Origin of the sequence: Trinickia caryophylli (assembly GCF_034424545.1) — a bacterium.
GTDB classification, from domain to species: Bacteria; Pseudomonadota; Gammaproteobacteria; order Burkholderiales; family Burkholderiaceae; genus Trinickia; species Trinickia caryophylli.
Genome location: NZ_CP139970.1, coordinates 2494906 through 2513225, shown reverse-complemented (window position 1 = coordinate 2513225; position 18320 = coordinate 2494906). Strand labels below are relative to the sequence as shown.

The 18320-nt window shown below is 65.4% G+C and carries 15 protein-coding genes; 4 read left to right on the top strand and 11 right to left on the bottom strand.

The window, feature by feature from the left end:
• Window positions 1-131 precede the first annotated feature (131 nt).
• Window positions 132-1277 carry a DNA topoisomerase IB gene (locus U0034_RS11315; protein WP_085228547.1) on the bottom strand — a complete coding sequence of 382 codons (1146 nt, stop codon included), beginning with the start codon at window positions 1275-1277 and terminating at the stop codon, window positions 132-134.
• Between the two features lie 70 nt (window positions 1278-1347).
• Window positions 1348-1659 (bottom strand): putative quinol monooxygenase, encoded by a 312-nt coding sequence (locus U0034_RS11310; protein ID WP_085228570.1) that lies wholly within the window; start codon window positions 1657-1659, stop codon window positions 1348-1350.
• Between the two features lie 436 nt (window positions 1660-2095).
• Here U0034_RS11310 and U0034_RS11305 point away from each other — a divergent pair, with 436 nt between their 5' ends.
• Window positions 2096-4117: a TonB-dependent receptor gene (locus U0034_RS11305; RefSeq protein WP_233212003.1), complete on the top strand. Its 2022-nt coding sequence runs from the start codon at window positions 2096-2098 to the stop codon at window positions 4115-4117.
• A 66-nt stretch (window positions 4118-4183) separates the two neighbouring features.
• Here the strand turns inward: U0034_RS11305 and U0034_RS11300 are convergent, their stop codons facing one another.
• From U0034_RS11300 to U0034_RS11280, 5 genes are all read right to left on the bottom strand, one after another.
• Window positions 4184-4663, bottom strand: a complete 480-nt coding sequence (locus U0034_RS11300; protein WP_085228545.1) for a hypothetical protein — start codon at window positions 4661-4663, stop codon at window positions 4184-4186.
• 215 nt (window positions 4664-4878) lie between these two features.
• Window positions 4879-7275 carry a hypothetical protein gene (locus U0034_RS11295; protein WP_085228544.1) on the bottom strand — a complete coding sequence of 799 codons (2397 nt, stop codon included), beginning with the start codon at window positions 7273-7275 and terminating at the stop codon, window positions 4879-4881.
• Window positions 7276-7307: 32 nt separating this feature from the next.
• Window positions 7308-8837: a DASS family sodium-coupled anion symporter gene (locus tag U0034_RS11290; protein ID WP_085228543.1), complete on the bottom strand. Its 1530-nt coding sequence runs from the start codon at window positions 8835-8837 to the stop codon at window positions 7308-7310.
• 159 nt (window positions 8838-8996) lie between these two features.
• Window positions 8997-9443: a hypothetical protein gene (locus tag U0034_RS11285; RefSeq protein ID WP_085228542.1), complete on the bottom strand. Its 447-nt coding sequence runs from the start codon at window positions 9441-9443 to the stop codon at window positions 8997-8999.
• Between the two features lie 263 nt (window positions 9444-9706).
• Window positions 9707-11185, bottom strand: a complete 1479-nt coding sequence (locus U0034_RS11280; RefSeq protein WP_085228541.1) for an esterase-like activity of phytase family protein — start codon at window positions 11183-11185, stop codon at window positions 9707-9709.
• 213 nt (window positions 11186-11398) lie between these two features.
• On the opposite strand from U0034_RS11280, the gene U0034_RS11275 reads away from it, so the two are divergent.
• Window positions 11399-12649 carry a LysR family transcriptional regulator gene (locus tag U0034_RS11275; RefSeq protein WP_085228540.1) on the top strand — a complete coding sequence of 417 codons (1251 nt, stop codon included), beginning with the start codon at window positions 11399-11401 and terminating at the stop codon, window positions 12647-12649.
• 94 nt (window positions 12650-12743) lie between these two features.
• On the opposite strand, the gene U0034_RS11270 is transcribed toward U0034_RS11275, so the two are convergent.
• From U0034_RS11270 to U0034_RS11255, 4 genes are all read right to left on the bottom strand, one after another.
• Window positions 12744-14081: an MFS transporter gene (locus U0034_RS11270; RefSeq protein WP_085228539.1), complete on the bottom strand. Its 1338-nt coding sequence runs from the start codon at window positions 14079-14081 to the stop codon at window positions 12744-12746.
• Window positions 14082-14168: 87 nt separating this feature from the next.
• Window positions 14169-14528, bottom strand: a complete 360-nt coding sequence (locus U0034_RS11265) for a protocatechuate 3,4-dioxygenase (protein WP_085228538.1) — start codon at window positions 14526-14528, stop codon at window positions 14169-14171.
• A 15-nt stretch (window positions 14529-14543) separates the two neighbouring features.
• Window positions 14544-15386: a gallate dioxygenase gene (locus U0034_RS11260; protein WP_085228537.1), complete on the bottom strand. Its 843-nt coding sequence runs from the start codon at window positions 15384-15386 to the stop codon at window positions 14544-14546.
• Window positions 15387-15902: 516 nt separating this feature from the next.
• The gene (locus U0034_RS11255; RefSeq protein WP_085228536.1) at window positions 15903-16601 is read right to left on the bottom strand and encodes a GntR family transcriptional regulator; all 699 of its coding nucleotides are present in this window, start codon (window positions 16599-16601) and stop codon (window positions 15903-15905) included.
• A gap of 291 nt (window positions 16602-16892) precedes the next feature.
• Between U0034_RS11255 and U0034_RS11250 the strand changes: the two genes are divergently transcribed.
• Complete coding sequence (locus U0034_RS11250; protein ID WP_085228535.1) at window positions 16893-17624, top strand: PIG-L deacetylase family protein; 732 nt, start codon at window positions 16893-16895, stop codon at window positions 17622-17624.
• A complete protein-coding gene (locus U0034_RS11245; protein WP_085228534.1) occupies window positions 17621-18316 on the top strand; it encodes a 4-carboxy-4-hydroxy-2-oxoadipate aldolase/oxaloacetate decarboxylase in 696 nt (231 codons plus the stop codon). The genes U0034_RS11250 and U0034_RS11245 overlap by 4 nt, the downstream gene beginning before the upstream one ends.
• Window positions 18317-18320: the final 4 nt, after the last annotated feature.

Here is an 18320-nt window from a genome sequence, read left to right as displayed (position 1 = left end):
GCGTCCGCTCTTGGCCGGAACGGAGCCGATCGATCCGACACTGCCTGTCCGATCTGGTCCAACCTTTTACAGCTATTTCCTCCACAAGCGAGCGAAAAAGTAACACCCCGGCGAAGGGCCTTTCCCGTCCACTACCTCGCCGCCCCTCCCCGTCCCCTCCGCCGCTTCTCTCGCCTGAGCAACGCCGCAAAAGCCGCTTCGTCGGCCTTCAGCCCCTGCCGCGTGCGCCCTTTGGGCAGCGCATGCAGCTCACCGGCCTCGAACGCATCGATTACCGTGGGATGCACATAGCAGCGCCGGCAGACAGCCGGCGTGTTGCGCAGGGTGGCAGCCACGCTTTTGATCGTCTCCACCACGTGGCTGCGAACATGCCGGGCCGTTCCCCGCGGCTCGATCTTGCGCAGCGCGGCGAGCGCGAGCACGCTGCCCGCCCACGTGCGGTAGTCCTTCGCCGTGAAATCGGCGCCGCTCGCTTCGCGCAGATAATCGTTGATGTCCGACGATCCCACGGGCCGGCGCATACCCGCCTCGTCGATGTACTGGAAGAGTTCATGCCCCGGCAGATCGAGGCAGCGCCGAACGATGCGCGCGATGCGCGGATCGTCCACGTCGATGTCGTGCTCCACGCCGCTCTTGCCGCGAAACCGAAAACGCAGATGCCCGGCGCGCACGGCCGCATGGCGCTTGCGCAGCGTCGTCAGTCCGTATGAATTGTTCTCCCGCGCGTACTCGGGACTGCCCACACGCACGAGCGTGATGTCGAGCAGCCGCACGACCGTCGCGACCACTTTCCCCCACGGCATGCCCGGCAGCCGCAGATCGCGCCGGATACGCGCGCGGATTTTCGGCAGTGCATCGCCGAATGCCGCCATGCGCTCGTACTTCGTCGCATCGCGCGTCTCGCGCCACTGAGGGTGATACCGATATTGCTTGCGTGCTCTCGCGTCGCGCCCGGTGGCCTGAAGATGGCCGAGCGGATCGGGGCAGATCCAGACGTCCGTATAGGCGGGCGGAATCGCCAGCGCATCGATGCGCGCAATTTCGTCGCGATCGCGAATGCGCCGGCCACTGGGATCGAAGTAAGCGAAATGCCCGCGCACGAGCTTGCGCGTGATGCCGGGCCGGCGGTCGTCGACATGGCGCAGCCCCGGCGGAAGATCAGCGGCACCCGCTCCGCCTGTGCCGGAGCGCGGATCGGCTGCCGCAGCGCCTCGCGGTACAGCGCCGGCCCGCGGCACCGCGCGCGGGGAGGACGACAACAAGACGGTTGCTGGCATCGCTAAATCAGGGTGGTCACGACCCCATCCCTTCTGCAAGCCACATGCCATCAACCCCGCACGTACCGCCTCAACGATCGGGCGCGACGTCGAGGCCATCCAGTACGCGCACCTGCGGCGGCTCGGCAATCCAGTCGCCGATCTTCGAGCGGAATGCCTGGAAGTGCGCGCTCGCAATGTGCGCATCGAACGCGGCACGGTCGACGTAGATTTCGTACAGGTGCAGCGCCACACCGCCGTCCTGCCTGGTCTCCCGGAAAAGATCGTAGCGGCGGTTGCCCGGCTCCTTGCGCGTCACCTCGACCATGTGACGCAGCGCTCCTTCCACATCGGCTGCATGTTCGGCCTTCGGTGTCACGGTGGCAATGATATAGGTGCTCACTCCAGATCCTCCAATGATCACTTCGATGAAACGGCGATCGGCCGTTTCCTCCGTTGCCGGCGAAACGAGCGAACCCCGCGGCTGCACTGCGCGCCGTCGATTCTGCCACCAACCGCATCACGGCCCATGCGCAGTGCAGCAAATGCCGCCGCCCCGTGCCCTGCCGCCCTCCTCGCATTTCGCTTTCCGCAACGCTGTTTGCGCAATTCTCTGTACACAATGCAATGATATAACATATCATCCGCCCTCGAAATTGCAGCAACTTTCCGAGACTGGCACGCGAGTCGGCCATCGAGACATCGAGATCCGTGGCAAGCCGGCTCATCGAATCGAATAAATCGACAACGAACGACGACAAACCGTGGAAACCCGCTACCGATCTTCGCGCCGCGCGGCCGGCCCAATCATCCGGCTCTCGCCGCTCTCGCTCGCGCTGGTGAATGCCGTCTGCCTGGCTCAGGCGCAAGCTCAGCCGGGGGCCGGGACGCCGCCGACAGCCTCATTGGCGCCCATATTCGTCACGGCCAATCCGCTCGGCGATACCGACCCGCTCGCGCCTTCCACGGCGCTCGACAGCGACAGGCTCACGCTGCGCCGCGCCGACTCGCTCGGCGAAACGCTCAACGGGTTGCCGGGGGTGTCCACCACCACGTACGGCCCGCTCGTCGGCCGGCCGATCATTCGCGGCATGGACGGCGACCGTATCCGACTGCTGCAAAACGGCGTGGCGGCCTATGACGCATCGTCGCTTTCGTACGACCACGCCGTGCCGCAGGACCCGCTGTCGATCGAGCGCGTGGAAATCGTGCGCGGGCCGGCCGCGCTGCTTTACGGCGGAAACGCGATCGGCGGGGTGATCAATACGATCGACAATCGCATTCCGCGCGAAGCGATCAGCGGCGTGACGGGCGAAGCCGACGTCAGCTACGGCGGCGCGAACGATGCGCGCGCGGGCGCGGCGCAGATCGAAGGCGGCAATAATCGTTTCGCGTTTCATATAGACGCATTCGAGCGCGAAACGAGCAAGGAGCGTATCCCGGGCTTCGCGCATTCGCCGCGCCAGCGCGCGCTCGACGGCGCCGACGCCGCCGAGCCGTACGGCAGCATTCCGAACAGCAATGGCCGCTGGCACGGCGGCTCCGCTGGCGGCTCGTACACCTGGGCCGATGGCTATGCGGGCCTCTCGTACAACGGCTACGAAGCAAACTACGGTTCGGTCGCCGAAGAGAACGTCCGCCTGAGGATGCACCAGGACCACATCGCGTTCGCCTCGGAACTGCGCAATCTGCGGGGCCCGTTCAGCCGCCTCAAGTTCGATTTCGGCTACACCGATTACGAGCACCGGGAAATCGACCACGGCGAAACGAGCACGACGTTTCGCAATCATGGCTACGAGGCCCGCGTCGAAGCGCGCCACCGTCCGCTTGGGCCGCTCGAAGGCGCCATCGGCATACAGGCGAGCCAGAACACGTTTTCGGCGCTCGGCGACGAAACCCTCGTGCCGACCACGCGCACCACGAACGTCGCGCTCTTCGGCCTCGAGGAATGGGCCGCCACGCAGGCGCTCGAGCTGAGCGTGGGCGCGCGCATCGAGCACGTGCGGACCGACCCGACGGCAGAGAGCGACTCGAAGTTTGCTTCGGCGCGCCGGCGCGATTTCAATGCGGGCAGCTTGTCGGCGGGCGCACGCTATGCGCTGACGCCAGCCTGGTCGCTCGTCGGCAACGTCGCCTACACCGAGCGCGCGCCTGCGCTCTACGAGTTGTACGCGAACGGCCCGCACGATGCCACCGGTCAGTATCTGATCGGCAACCCAGATGCGCAAAAAGAGAAAGCCATTTCGACCGATCTGTCGCTGCGCTTCCAACGCGGCCCCAACAAGGCCAGCGCCGGCCTGTTCTACAGCCGTTTCGCGAACTATCTGACGGAGTTCAACACGGGGCGGCTCGTGGACGGCGACGACCAACCGGTGCCGGCCGGGACCGACGACGCACTCAAGGAAGCCGTCTACCGCGGCGTACGCGCCGAGTTCTACGGCGTGGAGCTGGACGGCAAATGGCGCGTGTTCGTGAAGGGCCCGCACCACGTGGACGTGGAGTTGAGCGCGGACTATACGCATGCGCGCAACGTCGACACGGGCGAGGCATTGCCGAGAATTTCCCCGCTGCGAGCCACGCTGGCCGCGGACTACGGATACGGCCGCTTCGGCGCGAGAGCCGAAATGGTTCACGCGTGGGCCCAGCATCGGGTACCGGCCGAAGATCTGTCAACCGACGGTTATACGACGCTCGCCCTCTCGTTGACCTACAGGTTCCGCGTGAGATCCACGGACTGGCTGGCTTATCTGCGCGGGCAGAATCTCACGAACCAGGACGTCCGTTACGCGAGCTCGGTCGTGCGCGACATCGCCCCCGAGGGCGGCCGCAGTGTGATGGTGGGATTACGTACACGCTTCTGACTCCCAAGTGAAGGCGGGTGAGCCTGCCGGCCCACCCGCCTGTCGGACGTATCCGATCAATGAGAATCAGGAGCCGCTATCGGGTGACGTCGTCGAAGTCGGCTTGCGCACGTGATGGCGCTGCGTCTTCTTGGACTTGGTCGTCGATTTGGTCGTTGCACCGGATTGATCCTGCGTGGATTGAGCGCCGCCGAGGTCCGACTGTGCCGATGCGCGGTCTTCGGCGCGCGAGAGGCCCGTTGCGCGGTTTTGCGAATCGACGCCGTTGCTGTTTGCCGTGCCCTCGCTGCTCATATGGCTCGACGAGGTTCCGCCCGCATTGATGCCCGGGGCCGTTGCCGCATTCACGCCAGCACCGCCGTTGAGGTTCGTGCTCGCGCCGCTGCCGCTCGTGCCGCCAACGGTGGCGCCTGCCGACGTGCCGACCGTCGTATCCGTCGACGTGCCCGTCGCGGCGGTGCCTGCACTGCCGGCCGCGAAAGCAACCGACGACACGATCACCGACATACCGGTAGCAGCCCAAAGTGTCCAGCGTTTCGTCTTCATTTGAAGTTCTCCCAAAAAAACGAGTTGCGGTGAGAAGATTCTATGAAGGCGATGCCGCGGCGCACGTTACGGGATGTATCGGGAAGCAACAGGCTGCACGAAAGGAAATGGCAATCTCTTTGTACGACAGGCATTTGCGGCGAGTGCAGCGTTGCATGCCGACACATTCGTCACGTTTTCATCGAATGTTCGGCTCGCGCCGCACGCGATATCCGTCATTCGAACGTGATGAATTGCGCCGACGACCACACTTTTGCGTCGTTGCGCTGACGGCCGAAAAAATAAACCGGCCGATGACCGAAGGGCCCATTCTCGGGCGCCACCGTGAAATGCCCGGCCAGATCGGCCGGCAGCGACGCTTCGGTGAGCCGTTCGAGCGCGATGAAAAGCTCGGTGCCGCCGAGCTCGAACTGCAACGCGCCGCCTTGCGCAAGAAGTTCGGCCCCCGTCGTCTCCCAATGAAACGTCGGCGCATGCGCAAACGGATTGCCGGCCAGTGGATCGCCGACCTTCACGAAACCGTCGATCGTGCCCTCGACGACGATCCTCGCTTTCGCCAGATTGCTCACGTCGATTTCGATCGAATCGGCATCGCCGTAGGTGTCGCTGCGAAAACCGATGTCGGTCGCGCCCTCGCGCCACACCGTCTCTTCGAGATGTTCGAGCCCGTGTGCGCCGAACCGGTTGATCGTGCCGTTCAGGATGCGAATGCGGCCCTGCCACGCGGCCCAGCGATAGCGATCGCGAATGCGCGCCCCGCCCCAGCGCACGCGGATCAGCCTGTCGGAGAAGCCGAGTTCCGCATGCAGATTGCGCGACCAGATGGGCCCGGTGTGATCGAAGGCCGCCACGTATTCCCATCCGGTATCGCCGAGGAAGCGATAGTCGAGCGTGGCCGGCCCGGCGTGGGTGAACGCATCGCCTTGCAGGCGGTTGCCGCAGCGCACGAGCACGGCCGAGCGCTCGCCTGTGGTCGCCCAGGTATGGCGGGCCCTCAGTGCACGCGCGACGGTACCGCGATCGAGCTGCTCCGCAATAACGCCTGTGAGCCCGCCCTTCACACCGAACACCTGCACGCCCGGCGCGCCGCCCGCGGGCCGCCCACGATGCTCGTCACCGCTCGCGGCCACGCCGAGCTTGTACCCGCGCGCGATTACGTCGCGGTAGAGCCAATCGAAATGCCCCCAGCTCGACGCGATCTCGACGAGCCGCTCGAGTTCGGGATGATGCCAGTCGGGGATGTAGCGTCTGCCGCCGACATGCGGGATGATCAGATGCGATTCGGCATCATCGATATAGGCGTCCCAAAGCTCCTCCACGGGCCAGCGCCCCAGCTCGACGGACGCGCCCTTCATGTCCTCGTTCCAGACGAACGTGCGATTGTGCTCGCCGCGTGCGTTGTATGGAAACGAAGGCGCCGCTTCTCCGAGAAAGACCACGTTGTGGTCCCCGCCGGCCGTCGAGCTGCCGCACCATTCCTGCACCGGGTAGACGACGAACTCGCCGGGTTTGTGGAGATCCGCCACCGATTGCACGCCAAAGCCCCAGTTCTCGTCCGTGATTTGGAAGTCGTTGGCCGTGTAGCCGAACACGTCGATACGACCGATATCGCGCGCATAAGCCGCGTTATAGGCGGGGCTGTTCGTGCCGACCGTGTCGTGGGCGTGAACGTGGAGGTCGGCGTAAAGCGCGCGCGGTGCCGGAAAATCGCCCACGCTCAGGCGCGCCTCGGCCGCTGCCACGTCCCGGGCCTCGGGCACGTCCGCCACGATGCGCAGATCGCCGCGGTCGGTCGGCAGATCGCCCACGTGCGCGACGGCCCAGCCGCCCTGCGCGAGGGCATGGGCGCGCTCGTAGACGATTCGCTCGCCCGCATAGGCGCGCACGCGTACCGCGCCGCGCGCATCGCGGCAAACGTTGCCCCACTTGTCCTGAAGCGAGATGCCGAGCCGTGCGGGCACGCCCGGTTGCACGAAGCGCGGCCCGTTGACGACGACGTGCGAGGCCGCGCCCGGTTCGATGGCGATCGCGACATCGCCGGGCACGGCAACGAACCGCGAGGTGCCGAGCGGATCGACGTAGACGCGGATCTTGAATGCGTCTTCGACGAACGTCTGCACGCGCGTGCCGGGGCCTCGCCGCCGGTCGCCGAGACGGATCACGATACGGTCGCCCGCGTTCAGATAGCCGTCGACGATATCGACGATCACCGCTTTCTGAAACGGACGTTCGTGGCCCTTCTGATCGAAGCGGACATGGAGCGCCTGCACGGTGGCCGGGCTTTGGCCCGCGACGAGCGGCCCGGCCTGATACTCGGCGCTCACATAGTTGGCAGCCGTTGGGTCGGACGTCTGAAAGAGCGCCCAATCCGAGTAGAACTTGAAGGTGGCTTTCAGCGACGCGCCGTCCGCAATGCCCGAGGCCCCCACCTCGTACACGAGCACGATCTCGTGCCAACTGCCCGCTTCGATGCGCTCGACGTTGCATTCGATCCGCCCGGCGAACGGCAATGCCTTGTTTTGCACGTAAAGCCCCTGCGGCGCCACGTGCTCGCCGAGCCGTGCGCGCAGCGCTTCGTACGCCGCCGCGAACGGCGATGCCTCGTTTTTCATCGCAACTCCTCGTGAAACAGGCAGCGGCCGGCTCAGCGGCTGAACGGCAAGGGCGCGGAAGGATCCCAGATGGGGATGCCCATGTGCGCGTACCAAGGCGCAATCACCACGATGCCGTAGACGATCGCGATCACCACCGAGACGACGCCGACCTTCGCGTAGTCGGCCGTCGTGAAGGCGCCGCTGCTATATGCGATGACGCCTGCCGTGATTTGCGTCGGCAGGATGTAGGCAAAGCTGTCGGTGTCGCTCACGAGCAGCGTGAACGCGAGCGGATGCAGGCCGAGGCGCGGCGCGAGCGCGAGCATGATCGGCGCGATCATGGTGACCGCTGCCACGTTCGACAGCATGCCGATGCGAATAACGTGCGTGGCCGCCATCACGATCGCAAGCGCGGCCCACCACGGGTGCCCGCTCGCGAGTGCGTAGATGTGCGCCGCAGCCCATTGCGCGAGCCCCGTCGCGCTGATGGCGCTCGATAGCGAGAGCGCGCCGCCGAGCAGCAGCACCGTTCCCCAGATCGTGCGCTCCTGAACCTCCTTCCAGCCGAAGCCGAGCAGCCCGGGCGCGAAGAGGCATGCCGTGCCGAGCAGGGCGACGTTTTCCGAGGCGATGCCATGCAGCGATTCGGTGGCCCAGAGTACGGCCACTGCGGCGAGCACGGCGAGGATCGCGACATCGCGCCAGCCGGCGGGGGACGCGGCCCGCCGCGCAGCCGCGACCGCTTCGCGGCCACCCGGAATGGCCACGCCGCGCGATCCGAAATACCACTGCACCCAGAGCTGCGTGATGGCGAACATGCCGAGATAGGGCCACTGCAGCTTGAACCAGTCGGCGTACGAGATATGCACGCCGAGCGTTTTCTGAAAGAGGCCGACGATCACCATGTTGGGCAGGTGCGCGGTCAGGATGCACATGCCGCTGATCATCGAGCCGTAGACGAGCGCCTGAATGACGATGGCCTTTCTCGCGCGACGCTCGTCCGCCGTATCGCCGAAGAGCTTCACGATGCCGTTCGTGACCGGCAGCAGGGCCGCGGCGCGCGCATTGGCCGCCGGCACGACGAATGACAGTACGACGTTCGCCGCGAACATCGCCCATATCACGCCGTTGGCCGTGCTCGCGCGCAGCCGGTCGAGCAGCCACAGCGCGATGCGGCGATCGAGCCCGGCCGCTTGCATGACCGCCGAAAACAGAAAGGCGCCGAGGCAGAGAAAGACCACGCGCGTCGCGAAGCCGCCGGCTGCCTGCGCGAACTGCGGTACCGCGTGCGAGACGACGAGCAGCAATACGATGCCGAGCCCGCTCACCCCTACGGGAACCGCTTCGGTCATCCAGACGATGGCGGCCCAGACGACCACGGCGAGCGTTGCGTGCCCGCGTGCGCCGAGGCCCTGCGGAGCCGGCAACAGCAAAAGCACGGTGCCGAAGGCAAGCCAGGCAGCCAAAAAGCCGAGCTGCGCGCGCCGCGTGCCGACATCGCGGCGGACACGAGCGCCGCCATGGGCGGCCTGCTCCGCCGCTGCCGGGCCCAAAGCCAACCGATCGGGAGATACCGCCATCGCTGCCGCCCTCGAAAAAAACAGGCTTCCCCATCGGAAGCCATGTGGGCATGATCGCCGCCGCGCCATCGGCGGCCAACCAATCGTTTCTGCTATCGAAAGCAGCACAGCGAAAAAAGAAGGCGCAGCCGAGCGGCTGCGCCGAAGAGACGCGGCGGGTCAGCTCTGGACGGAGACGATCCCCGTGGTCTTGCCGCTCTTGAGCATGACGCTTGCGAGTTCCGCCGTTGCCGTCTGCAGGGCGGAAGAGATGGCGCTCTCGCGCGCCGTCAGCGCCTCGACCTGCGAGGTGTGGAGCTCGTCCGTCGACTTGCCGGCCTGCTCCGATGCGCGCGCAACCTCCTGCCGGATTTCGGCCAATTGCCTTTGCAGGGATTCGATCAATGCTTTCAATTGCTTTTCAGCATCGCTTTGCGTGCTGCCGCCGGCCGAGCTGGAAGCGGATGAAGCCGAAGAGGCGGAAGACGACGCCGAGCCGGTTTGAGTCCGGGTGGACGAGCTGCTGCCGGCCGGCGCGGCGGCCCCGCTCGCCGCCGACGTCGTGGCCGAAGCCGCGGTGTCGGGTGCCGTCGACGTTGCGGCGGTCGTTGCGTTGACGATGATCATGGATCGGTCCTATGTTCTGTCGACTGAGTCGAGTTCGTTCGATTACCGAGGTGACGAGCGATGCGCCGCGTCATGCGCGCGCGCCGAATACCCGTCACGCCCTTTGTCGGCAAAATAGGTCCATAACCTTAGGACAGAAGGCGAATATCTTCGCCATCGAGCGCAAATTTTGTCGCGCGCCCGATGCGCATGACCCGTTGCTGCCGGCTCGGGCCGAGGGCGCGCGGCAACGCTCAAGGCATGAGAACGAGCCGGCGCAAGGCTCAGTCCTCGCCGTCGCGCCCGTCGCGATCCGCATGCCAGTGGCATGCACGCGGCCGCAACTGCTGCGGCGCATAACCCGGCAACTCCGTGCGATCGAAGGAGAACACGAAGAAGCGATTCGGATTCGCCGTGCCGGCCGGATGATGGGTATCGGTGATCGCACCGAGAAAGTCGTTGTCGTTTGCGATGAACAGCGTGTGCTTGCGAACGCCATCGACGGTCACGTCGTAGCCGAACGCGAGGCTCTCGAGCTTCGCCGGAATATCGGCTGCGTCCATGCCGTTTGCCGTCAATGCCGCCACCACGTCGAGAAAGAGCGACTTCTTCAACGCATAGGGTGCAAGACCCGCTTCGCCCGACGCCTGGCTCACGTCCTGAGCGCCGGATAGATCGACGAGAAACACCTTTTTGAATCCGGCGCTCGAATCGTCGCCGAGCCCTTTGCCGTCGCGCTCGTCCACGAGCAGTTGATGGTCGTTGACGGCGAGCACTTCGCTCACAGTCGGATATTTGGGCTTGGCGGCGGTGCCGATGTTCGTCAACGGGTAGGCATATTGACGTGTCGCGCCGGTGCGCAAGTCGATGCGCACAATGCGCGTATATGCGGCGCTCGTGCCGCCATCCTGCAGCAACGGGCTTTGCATCATGCCGAAAAGGCTCTTGCCATCGGGCGAAATCGCGAGCCCCTCCATGCCCTTGTTGGCAACGCGGCCCGTGGCGTTCTGCGCGATTTCATCGTTGCCGACGGGGCTCGATGCCGTCACCGCAAAGGTATCGGGCACGTCGAATACGCCCGTGCGGCGGCCCGTGCGGCGCTCGAAGCGGTAGATGTGCGGCCCGTATTCGTCCGAGATGTAGACACTCTCGCCGTCATTGCTCACGCGGATGCTTTCGGGATCGAAACGCGCGTTGAATGGATAGGTGGATCGGTGCGTCGGATCGAAATTGTCCGAGCGCCCCGTGAAGTAGTGAGTGCGATCGCGGCGATTGAGCGCGGGCGTGCCATCGGGCACGCCAAGCGATGCGCCGTTGCCATAGACGAGACGCTCGGATGCATGGAGCAGCGTTGTGGCGCGCAACTGCGGCGTGAGCGTGAAAGGCAGCGCCGCGCCTTCGGGCGCACGCTCGAGGTGCAGCCGCAGCGTGTGGAAGCGGGTGATGTAGGAGGTCGTATCGTCGAGCGCCGCGTCGTACGGCACCGCGTTGGGGCCGCGATCGGGCACGGCGAGGAACGTCTCGCAGCCCGCGTACGCCATGCCCGAGCCGATGCCGCCGAAGAGATTGCCGGCCACGCCGTTTTCGAGCGCGGCGGCCGTCCCGGTCGACCGATCCGCCGCCGTGCCACTCAACTGGCCCACGGCAATGAGCTGAGCGGCATCCGCCGCGGTGCCGAGACTGAAGGCGCAAACCGTGGCGATAGCCGAGGCAACGTGCGCCACCGGCGCGAGCCGCCCAATTCGCGGTCGAATACAGATCATGGCCACTCCTTTGTCGTCCGTTTCTTCGCTTCTTCGCTTCGTCGTTCAGCGAGCAATGCGGCGGCGTTGGCCGCCGCAGGCAGCGCACCCTTACCGTTTCTTGCTGGCGAAAGATGCTCGGTCAGCCGTGTGTCGGCAGCATGACAGGGCCGCCTCTCGCTATACTCTCGGGGCATCCGACACCTCGCCCGGCCGGGCCCCCGAACGATCACGATGAACTCGAGCGTCCAACTCAGTCTTGCGCATCTTCGCGCCGTGCGGCTCGTGGCCGACACCGGCAGCGTCAGCCAGGCCGCAAGCGCGCTCTATCGCGCGCAATCGGCCGTGAGCCGCGCCGTGCAGGAAATCGAGGCAGAACTCGGCGAAGCGCTCTTCGACCGCAAGCCCTCCGGCATGCTGCCCACTGCCGCGGGCCGCGTCGTGCTCGAGCGAAGCGAGCGTGTGTTCGCGGAACTCGAAGCGCTCGACCGCTGGTGCGCGACGCGCCAGTCGCGCACGCGCTCGCTCAAGGCTGGCATGCCGGTGCCGGCCTTTTTGCTCAACACGCGGCGGCTGCAGGTGTTTTCCGAACTGGCGAAGCACAAGCACATGCCGAGCGCCGCGCATGCGCTCGGTATCACGCAGCCCGCTGTCAGCAGCGCGATCCGCATCCTCGAAAGCGGCGCGGGCATGCCGCTTTTTCATCGCAACCCGCGCGGCCTGCTCCTCACCGCCGACGGCGAAACGTTCCTGCTACACGTGCGGCGCGCACTGAACGAGTTGCGCCATGTCGCCGACGATATCGCCGCACTGCGCGGCACGGTGCAGGGCAGCGTCACTGTGGGCGCGTTGCCGCTCGGCCGCACGCTGATCCTGCCCGCCGCCATCGCGCGCGTCAGCATGAAGTACCCCGGTGTGCGCGTGGTCACCGACGAAAGCGCATACGAAACGCTCGTCGCGGGCGTGCGCGCAGGCGATATCGACTTCATTCTCGGCGCGCTGCGCGCGAACGATGCGGCAAGCGGCCTGGAAAACGAGCGGCTGATGTCGGAGGATCTCGTGGTGCTCGCGCGTTACGATCACCCGCTGGCGGGGCGCGGCGAGCTCGCGCTGAAGGATCTGGCCGATGCACGCTGGATTCTGCCGCGCAGCCATGCGCCTGCGCGCGCGCTCATCGAGGCCATGTTCAAGCGGGCACGCGTGAAGCCGCCGATGCCGAGCGTCGAAACAGCCGACCTCGCCGTCATTCGCGGCGTGCTGCTGCGTACCGACATGGTGGCGGCCGTCTCCGCGCAGCAGTTGCACTATGAGGTGCAGGCGGGGCAGTTGACCGTGCTCGATGTGCCGACGCGCGCGACGAGCCGCGACATCGGGCTGACGCTGCGCGCGGCCGGCACACCGTCGCCGGCCGCGCGTGCGCTCATCGATGCGATCCGCGTGGTGGTAGGGGAAGTCTCGCGCACGACGCGCGTGGCGTTCAACTGAGGCGGAACACGGCAATCGCGCGATTCAGGTCGCTCGCTGATCGAACCGCTTTTGCCGCGCTTTTGCCGCACCTTTGCGCGCCCGACGGTACCCGTCAGAAGTTGACCTTGTACGTGACGAAGCGCGCAGCGAAGCGATTCATGACGATCGCGACGGCCGCTAGCACCGCGGGCACGGCCAGAATCGAAAACACCACGCTGAACTGGAAGCCCATCGAAAGCAGCACGCCGCCCATCAGCGAGCCGAGAATGCCGCCGCAGCGGCCCATGCCGAGCATCCAGCTCACGCCGGTGGCACGCGCACGCGTGGGATAGCAGGTCGGCGCGAGCGCATTGAGGCCCGTTTGGGCACCGCTCATGAAAAAGCCCGAGATCGTGACGAGCACCGGCAGCCAGGACGAATTGAGCGTACCGGCACCGAGCGCGAAAATGAACACGCCGCCCATCAGATACGCAAAGGCGATGACGCGATTGCGGTCGAAGCGGTCCATCGCAAAGCCGACGAGAATCGCGCCCACCGTGCCGCCGATCTGGAACATCGCCGTGATCGACGCCGCGCGCTCGATCGGAAACCCCGCATCCTTGATGAGCGTGGGCAGCCAGCCCGTCAGCAGGTAGATGATCAGCAGGCCCATGAAATAGGTGGTCCACAGCATGATCGTGCCGAACGCATAACCGTCGCTGAAGAGCACGCGCACAGGCGCCTTGCCGGCGGTATCGGGCTCGGGGGTCGTAAACACCGTATCGGCCGCGAAACGCGTACCCACCACACGGTTGACGACGGCGGCCACCCGTTGCGCGGGACGCTTTTGCGCAACGAGAAAGCGCGCCGACTCCGGCAGCAGCCACAGCAGCAACGGGACGCTGAGTACCGGCAGGAGGCCGCCGATGAAGAGCACACCGCGCCAGCCCTGATGCGCGATGATGAACGAGGCGAGAAAGCCCGCGCAGCCCGAGCCGAGATTGAAGCCCGTGAACATGATCGTCACGAGCAGCGAGCGCACGCGTGTCGGAATGTATTCGGAGAGCAGCGTCGTCGAGTTCGGCATCGCGGCCCCGAGCCCCAGGCCCGTGAGGAAACGCAGCGCCATCAGTTGCCCCGGCGTTTGCGCGAACGCACAAGCCGCGCTGAACAGGCCGAAGACGAACACGGACGAGATCAGCACCGTCTTGCGGCCGACACGGTCCGCATAGGGGCCGGCCACGAGCGCGCCCACGGCGAGGCCGAACATCGCAGCACTCATGACGGGGCCGAACGCGGCGCGCGTCACGTTCCATTCATGCATGAGCGCCGGTGCGACGAAGCCCATGACGGCGGTATCGATGCCGTCGAGCATCACGATAAAAAAACAAAGGAAGAGGACGAGCCACTGATAACGCGAAACGGGGCGCTCGTCGATGAGGTTCTTGATGTTGGTCGTAGCGGATGTCATCACTGTCTCCTGACTCCAGTCCGGCGCGTCGTCGCGGGCCGAGTGCGCCGGCCGGAATTTGTCGTTGCGTGCGGGGGGCGGGTGTCTTCAGGCCGCTGCGGGCACCCGCCGGGTGGCCAAAAAAACCTCGAGCGTTTCGCCGCGCATCGCGGCGTACATGGCGAGATTCGATACGCCGACCACGCGCGCGAACTTTTCGAGTACGAAAAAGCACACGCCATGGCGGATAAGGCCGATCCAGTCCTGACGATCGACGAGCGCGCGCTCCGCCTCGGTGAGGCCGGCCTCATCGTAGGCAGCCGCGCGATCGGCGAGCCATTTGTTACGCCACGCCTGCTCGCGCATGCGCCAGAAAAAGCGGTTCAGACGCAGCGCGCGCACACTTTGGCGCACGTCGAACGGATAGGTGCCCGGCAGGTCTTCGATGCCGGCAAGTTGCGGATTCATGCGTGCCTCTTCGTCTCAATCGTCGGCGTTTTCATAGACCGTCACGGCCATCGCCGTGCTGGTCGCCAGGTAATAGTTGCGATGGACCTCGCGCACGCGAGCGCCGAGCGCGCCGCGCATCGCTAGCCACATGATGACTTCGACACCTTCCGCACCGCCGCGGCGAACGTAATCGGCGTGCGTCATGCGCGCGAGCGTCTCGGGGTCGTTGGCGATCAACTCGAGAAACGTCGTGTCCCATTGCTCGTCGTTGAAGCCGGAGCGTTCGCCGTGCACCTGATGCGAAAGACCGCCGGTGCCGACCACCACGACTTTCAAATCCTCCGGAAACGACGCGATCGCGCGCCGCAGTGCCTGGCCGAGTTTGAAGCAGCGCGCCGCCGTGGGAAGCGGGTACTGAAGCACATTGATTTCGAACGGCACGAGCGCGCCGGGCCAGCCGTGGTCGTGGGGCCACAAAAGAGGCAGGGGCGAATTGCAGCCATGATCGAGCGGCTTTTCCTGGAAGACGGTGAGGTCGAATTCGTCGTTGACGAGGCACTCGGCCAAATGCGCGGCCAACTCCGTGTGGCCGGCAATCGGCGGCAGCGGGCGCGGGCCCGCACCTTCGTCGGCAAACTCGTGCGTCGGGCTCACGCCGAGCGCGAAAGTCGGATAGCAATCGAAAAAGAAGCTGTTCGCATGATCGTTGTAGAACATCAGAAGCACATCCGGCTTCGCGTGCGCGAGCCATTGCGCGACCGGCTCGTAGCCCTCGAACAACGGCACCCATGCGGGGTCCGTCTGACGCCCCCGGTCGTATGCCAACCCGATCGCCGGCACATGAGAGGTGCCGATACCGCCAATGATTCTCGCCATTTCTCTGCTGTCCTGACTGCGTGTCCATCACATCGGCCACCCCGCGCCCGGGCGTTCGCGCATTCGAAGTGCCAGACCGAATTTGCGCCGCCCGAGCCGGCGGCCGATAAAACATCGAAAAGCGCTAACGATAGAGCGCGCGGAAGGAATGAGTAGCAGGCTTGGGAACGTGCCCACCCACTCGATGGGATCCAATATAGTCGTCGGCGGCGCCGGTGAGAAGACGGATGCCGTGCTTCTCCGACACGTCCTTCGCCGCCGAAGTCGCCCAAATATTCAAGGGTTTATACGAATAAACAGGTCATGGCGCGGTGCGCGTCGAACCATGCCGGCACAAGGAGATTCTTTAAAAATCAGGGAGTTTTGTATCCCGAATGAGGAAGCATGGCAAACTCGGACAAGGGACAAATTCACCGTCGCGGCGACGCTTTCAGCCCCCGTACACGCGATATCGATAAATAAATTAGAACGATCTGCCTGAGAGTTCGCAACCTGCGGCCGGTACGCGGGGAGCCATTACGACTCGACCATCACCGGATGCAGCCGCCGACCGGGGAAATTGAGGCTTTCCTTCGATATGTTCGTATGCTCTTTCATCAGCGCTTCGACGCGCGCTCCCTCCCCCGCCTTGAGCGCAGCGACGATGCTGTGATGCTGACGGTGGGCGAACATCAGCGTCTGAAACTGCTTTTCCTTTGCATCCTTGTCGAAGACCACCGTTGCCGGGGAAACGAAGGGAATGCGGTCGTTGAGCAACAGCGCGGTACTGAGGGCCTGGTTCGTCGCCTGCTCGACGATAAGTGCGTGAAACCGTCCGTTCAGGTCCGCATAATTGGTTTCGGTAAGCGCTGCGGCGCCTCCGGCGAAAAGCCTGTCGCCTTCTTCCAGCAAGGCGTCGAGTCGATCGGCCAGCTCGGCGCTGAACCCACGCTCGGCGAGCGTGCGCGCGGCGAGCCCCTCGAGCACGCCGCGCACGTCGATCGCGTTGAGAATGTCCCTGACCGAAAACCGCCGCACCGTGAAGCCGCGCGCCGAAGACCGCTCGAGCAGCCCCTCCGTGGCCAGCACGCTCAACGCGAGGCGCAGCGGCGTGCGCGAAACGCCGAGCCGCTCGGCAAGCTGCAATTCGACGAGCCGCTCGCCCGGCGCGAGTTCGCCGCTCAGCACGCGTTCGCGCAGTGTCTGGACGATTGCCTGTTGCGTCGTGAGGGCCATGCCTTTGTGCTCATGCTGTCGTGAGAAGATGCCGCGCTAGTATATCTGGCGGTTCGCCACCGTCGCCGCGTGCACGGCAGGCCCTCCGCGCCGTCGACCAGTGATAAGCCAATCGGTGGCGCCCAAAACCCGCCATATCGCGCGGGCAAGCGCATAGGCGCCGCTTTTCCGGCCCCCTGTTCGCCTGGACCGATAAATAAACGAGAACGGCGACGAGCGTCGTTTGCACATCCCCGGCCCATGTCCCAGACCTAGAATCCCCCTAACGATTCAATCGGGAAAGGACAGCAGATGGCAGCGAATCAATCGATGTTGGTGGTCAGCGCGCACAGCGCCGACTTCGTCTGGCGCGCGGGCGGCGCGATCGCGCTTCACAAGAAGAACGGCTACCGCGTGAAAGTCGTGTGCCTCTCGTTTGGCGAGCGCGGGGAATCGGCCAAGCTCTGGCGCAAGGGCGAAATGACGATCGAGAAAGTGAAGACCGCCCGCCGGGAAGAGGCCGAGCGCGCCGCAGACGTGCTGGGCGCCGAAGTGGAATTCTTCGATCTCGGCGATTATCCGCTGCGCGTTTCGGACGAAGCGTTGCTGCGTCTCGTCGACGTCTACCGCGACGTACAGCCCGCGTTCGTGCTGAGCCATTCGCTGAAGGATCCCTACAACTTCGATCACCCGCTCGCAATGCACGTGGCGCAGGAAGCCCGCATCATCGCGCAGGCCGAAGGACACAATCCGGGGCAGAAGATCGTCGGCGCGCCGCCCGTCTATGCATTCGAGCCGCATCAAACCGAACAATGCGAGTGGATGCCGAACACGTTCCTCGACATCACCGAAGTATGGGACGCGAAGCGCCGCGCCATCGAGTGCATGGCCGGTCAGGAACACCTGTGGGAGTACTACACGCGCGTGGCGCTGCAACGCGGCGTGCAGGCAAAGCGCAACATCGGCATCACGGCGGCACGCAACATCGAGTACGCCGAGGCCTATCAGCGCATCACCCCGGCCGTCGTCGGAGACCTGTCATGAAGCGCGGCGTCGTCGTCACTCATATCGCCCGGGCCAACCCCGAAAGCGTAGCCGTGCTGCGGGAAGCCGGCGTGGCCACCGTGCACGAGGCGCAAAGCCGCCTCGGCCTGCTCGCCGCCTACATGCGCCCGATCTACCCCGGTGCCGCGATCGCCGGCTCGGCCGTCACCGTACTCGTGCCGCCCTCCGACAACTGGATGCTGCACGTGGCCGTCGAACAGTGCCGGGCGGGCGACGTTCTCGTCGTCGCGCCGACCTCCCCTTGCGAGGACGGCTACTTCGGCGAGTTGCTCGCGACCTCGCTCGCGCATCGCGGCGTGCGCGGCCTCGTCATTGATGCCGGCTGCCGCGACGTACGCGCGTTGCAGCAGATGAACTTTCCCGTCTGGTCGAAAGCCGTCTCGGCGCAAGGCACGGTAAAGGAAACGCTCGGCTCGGTGAACGTACCCGTCGTCTGCGCACAGCAGCTCGTGCGCGCCGGCGACGTGATCGTCGCCGACGATGACGGCGTCGTGGTCGTGCCGCTCGAAACGGTCGAGGCGGTGGCCACCGCCGCGCGAGCGCGGCTCGAGAAGGAAGAAAAGACGCGCGGCGTGCTGGCCACGGGCAAGCTCGGCCTCGATTACTACGACATGCGCGACAAGCTGGCCGCCAAGGGCCTGCGCTACGTCGAGTCCGCCGATCAACTTTGAGGAG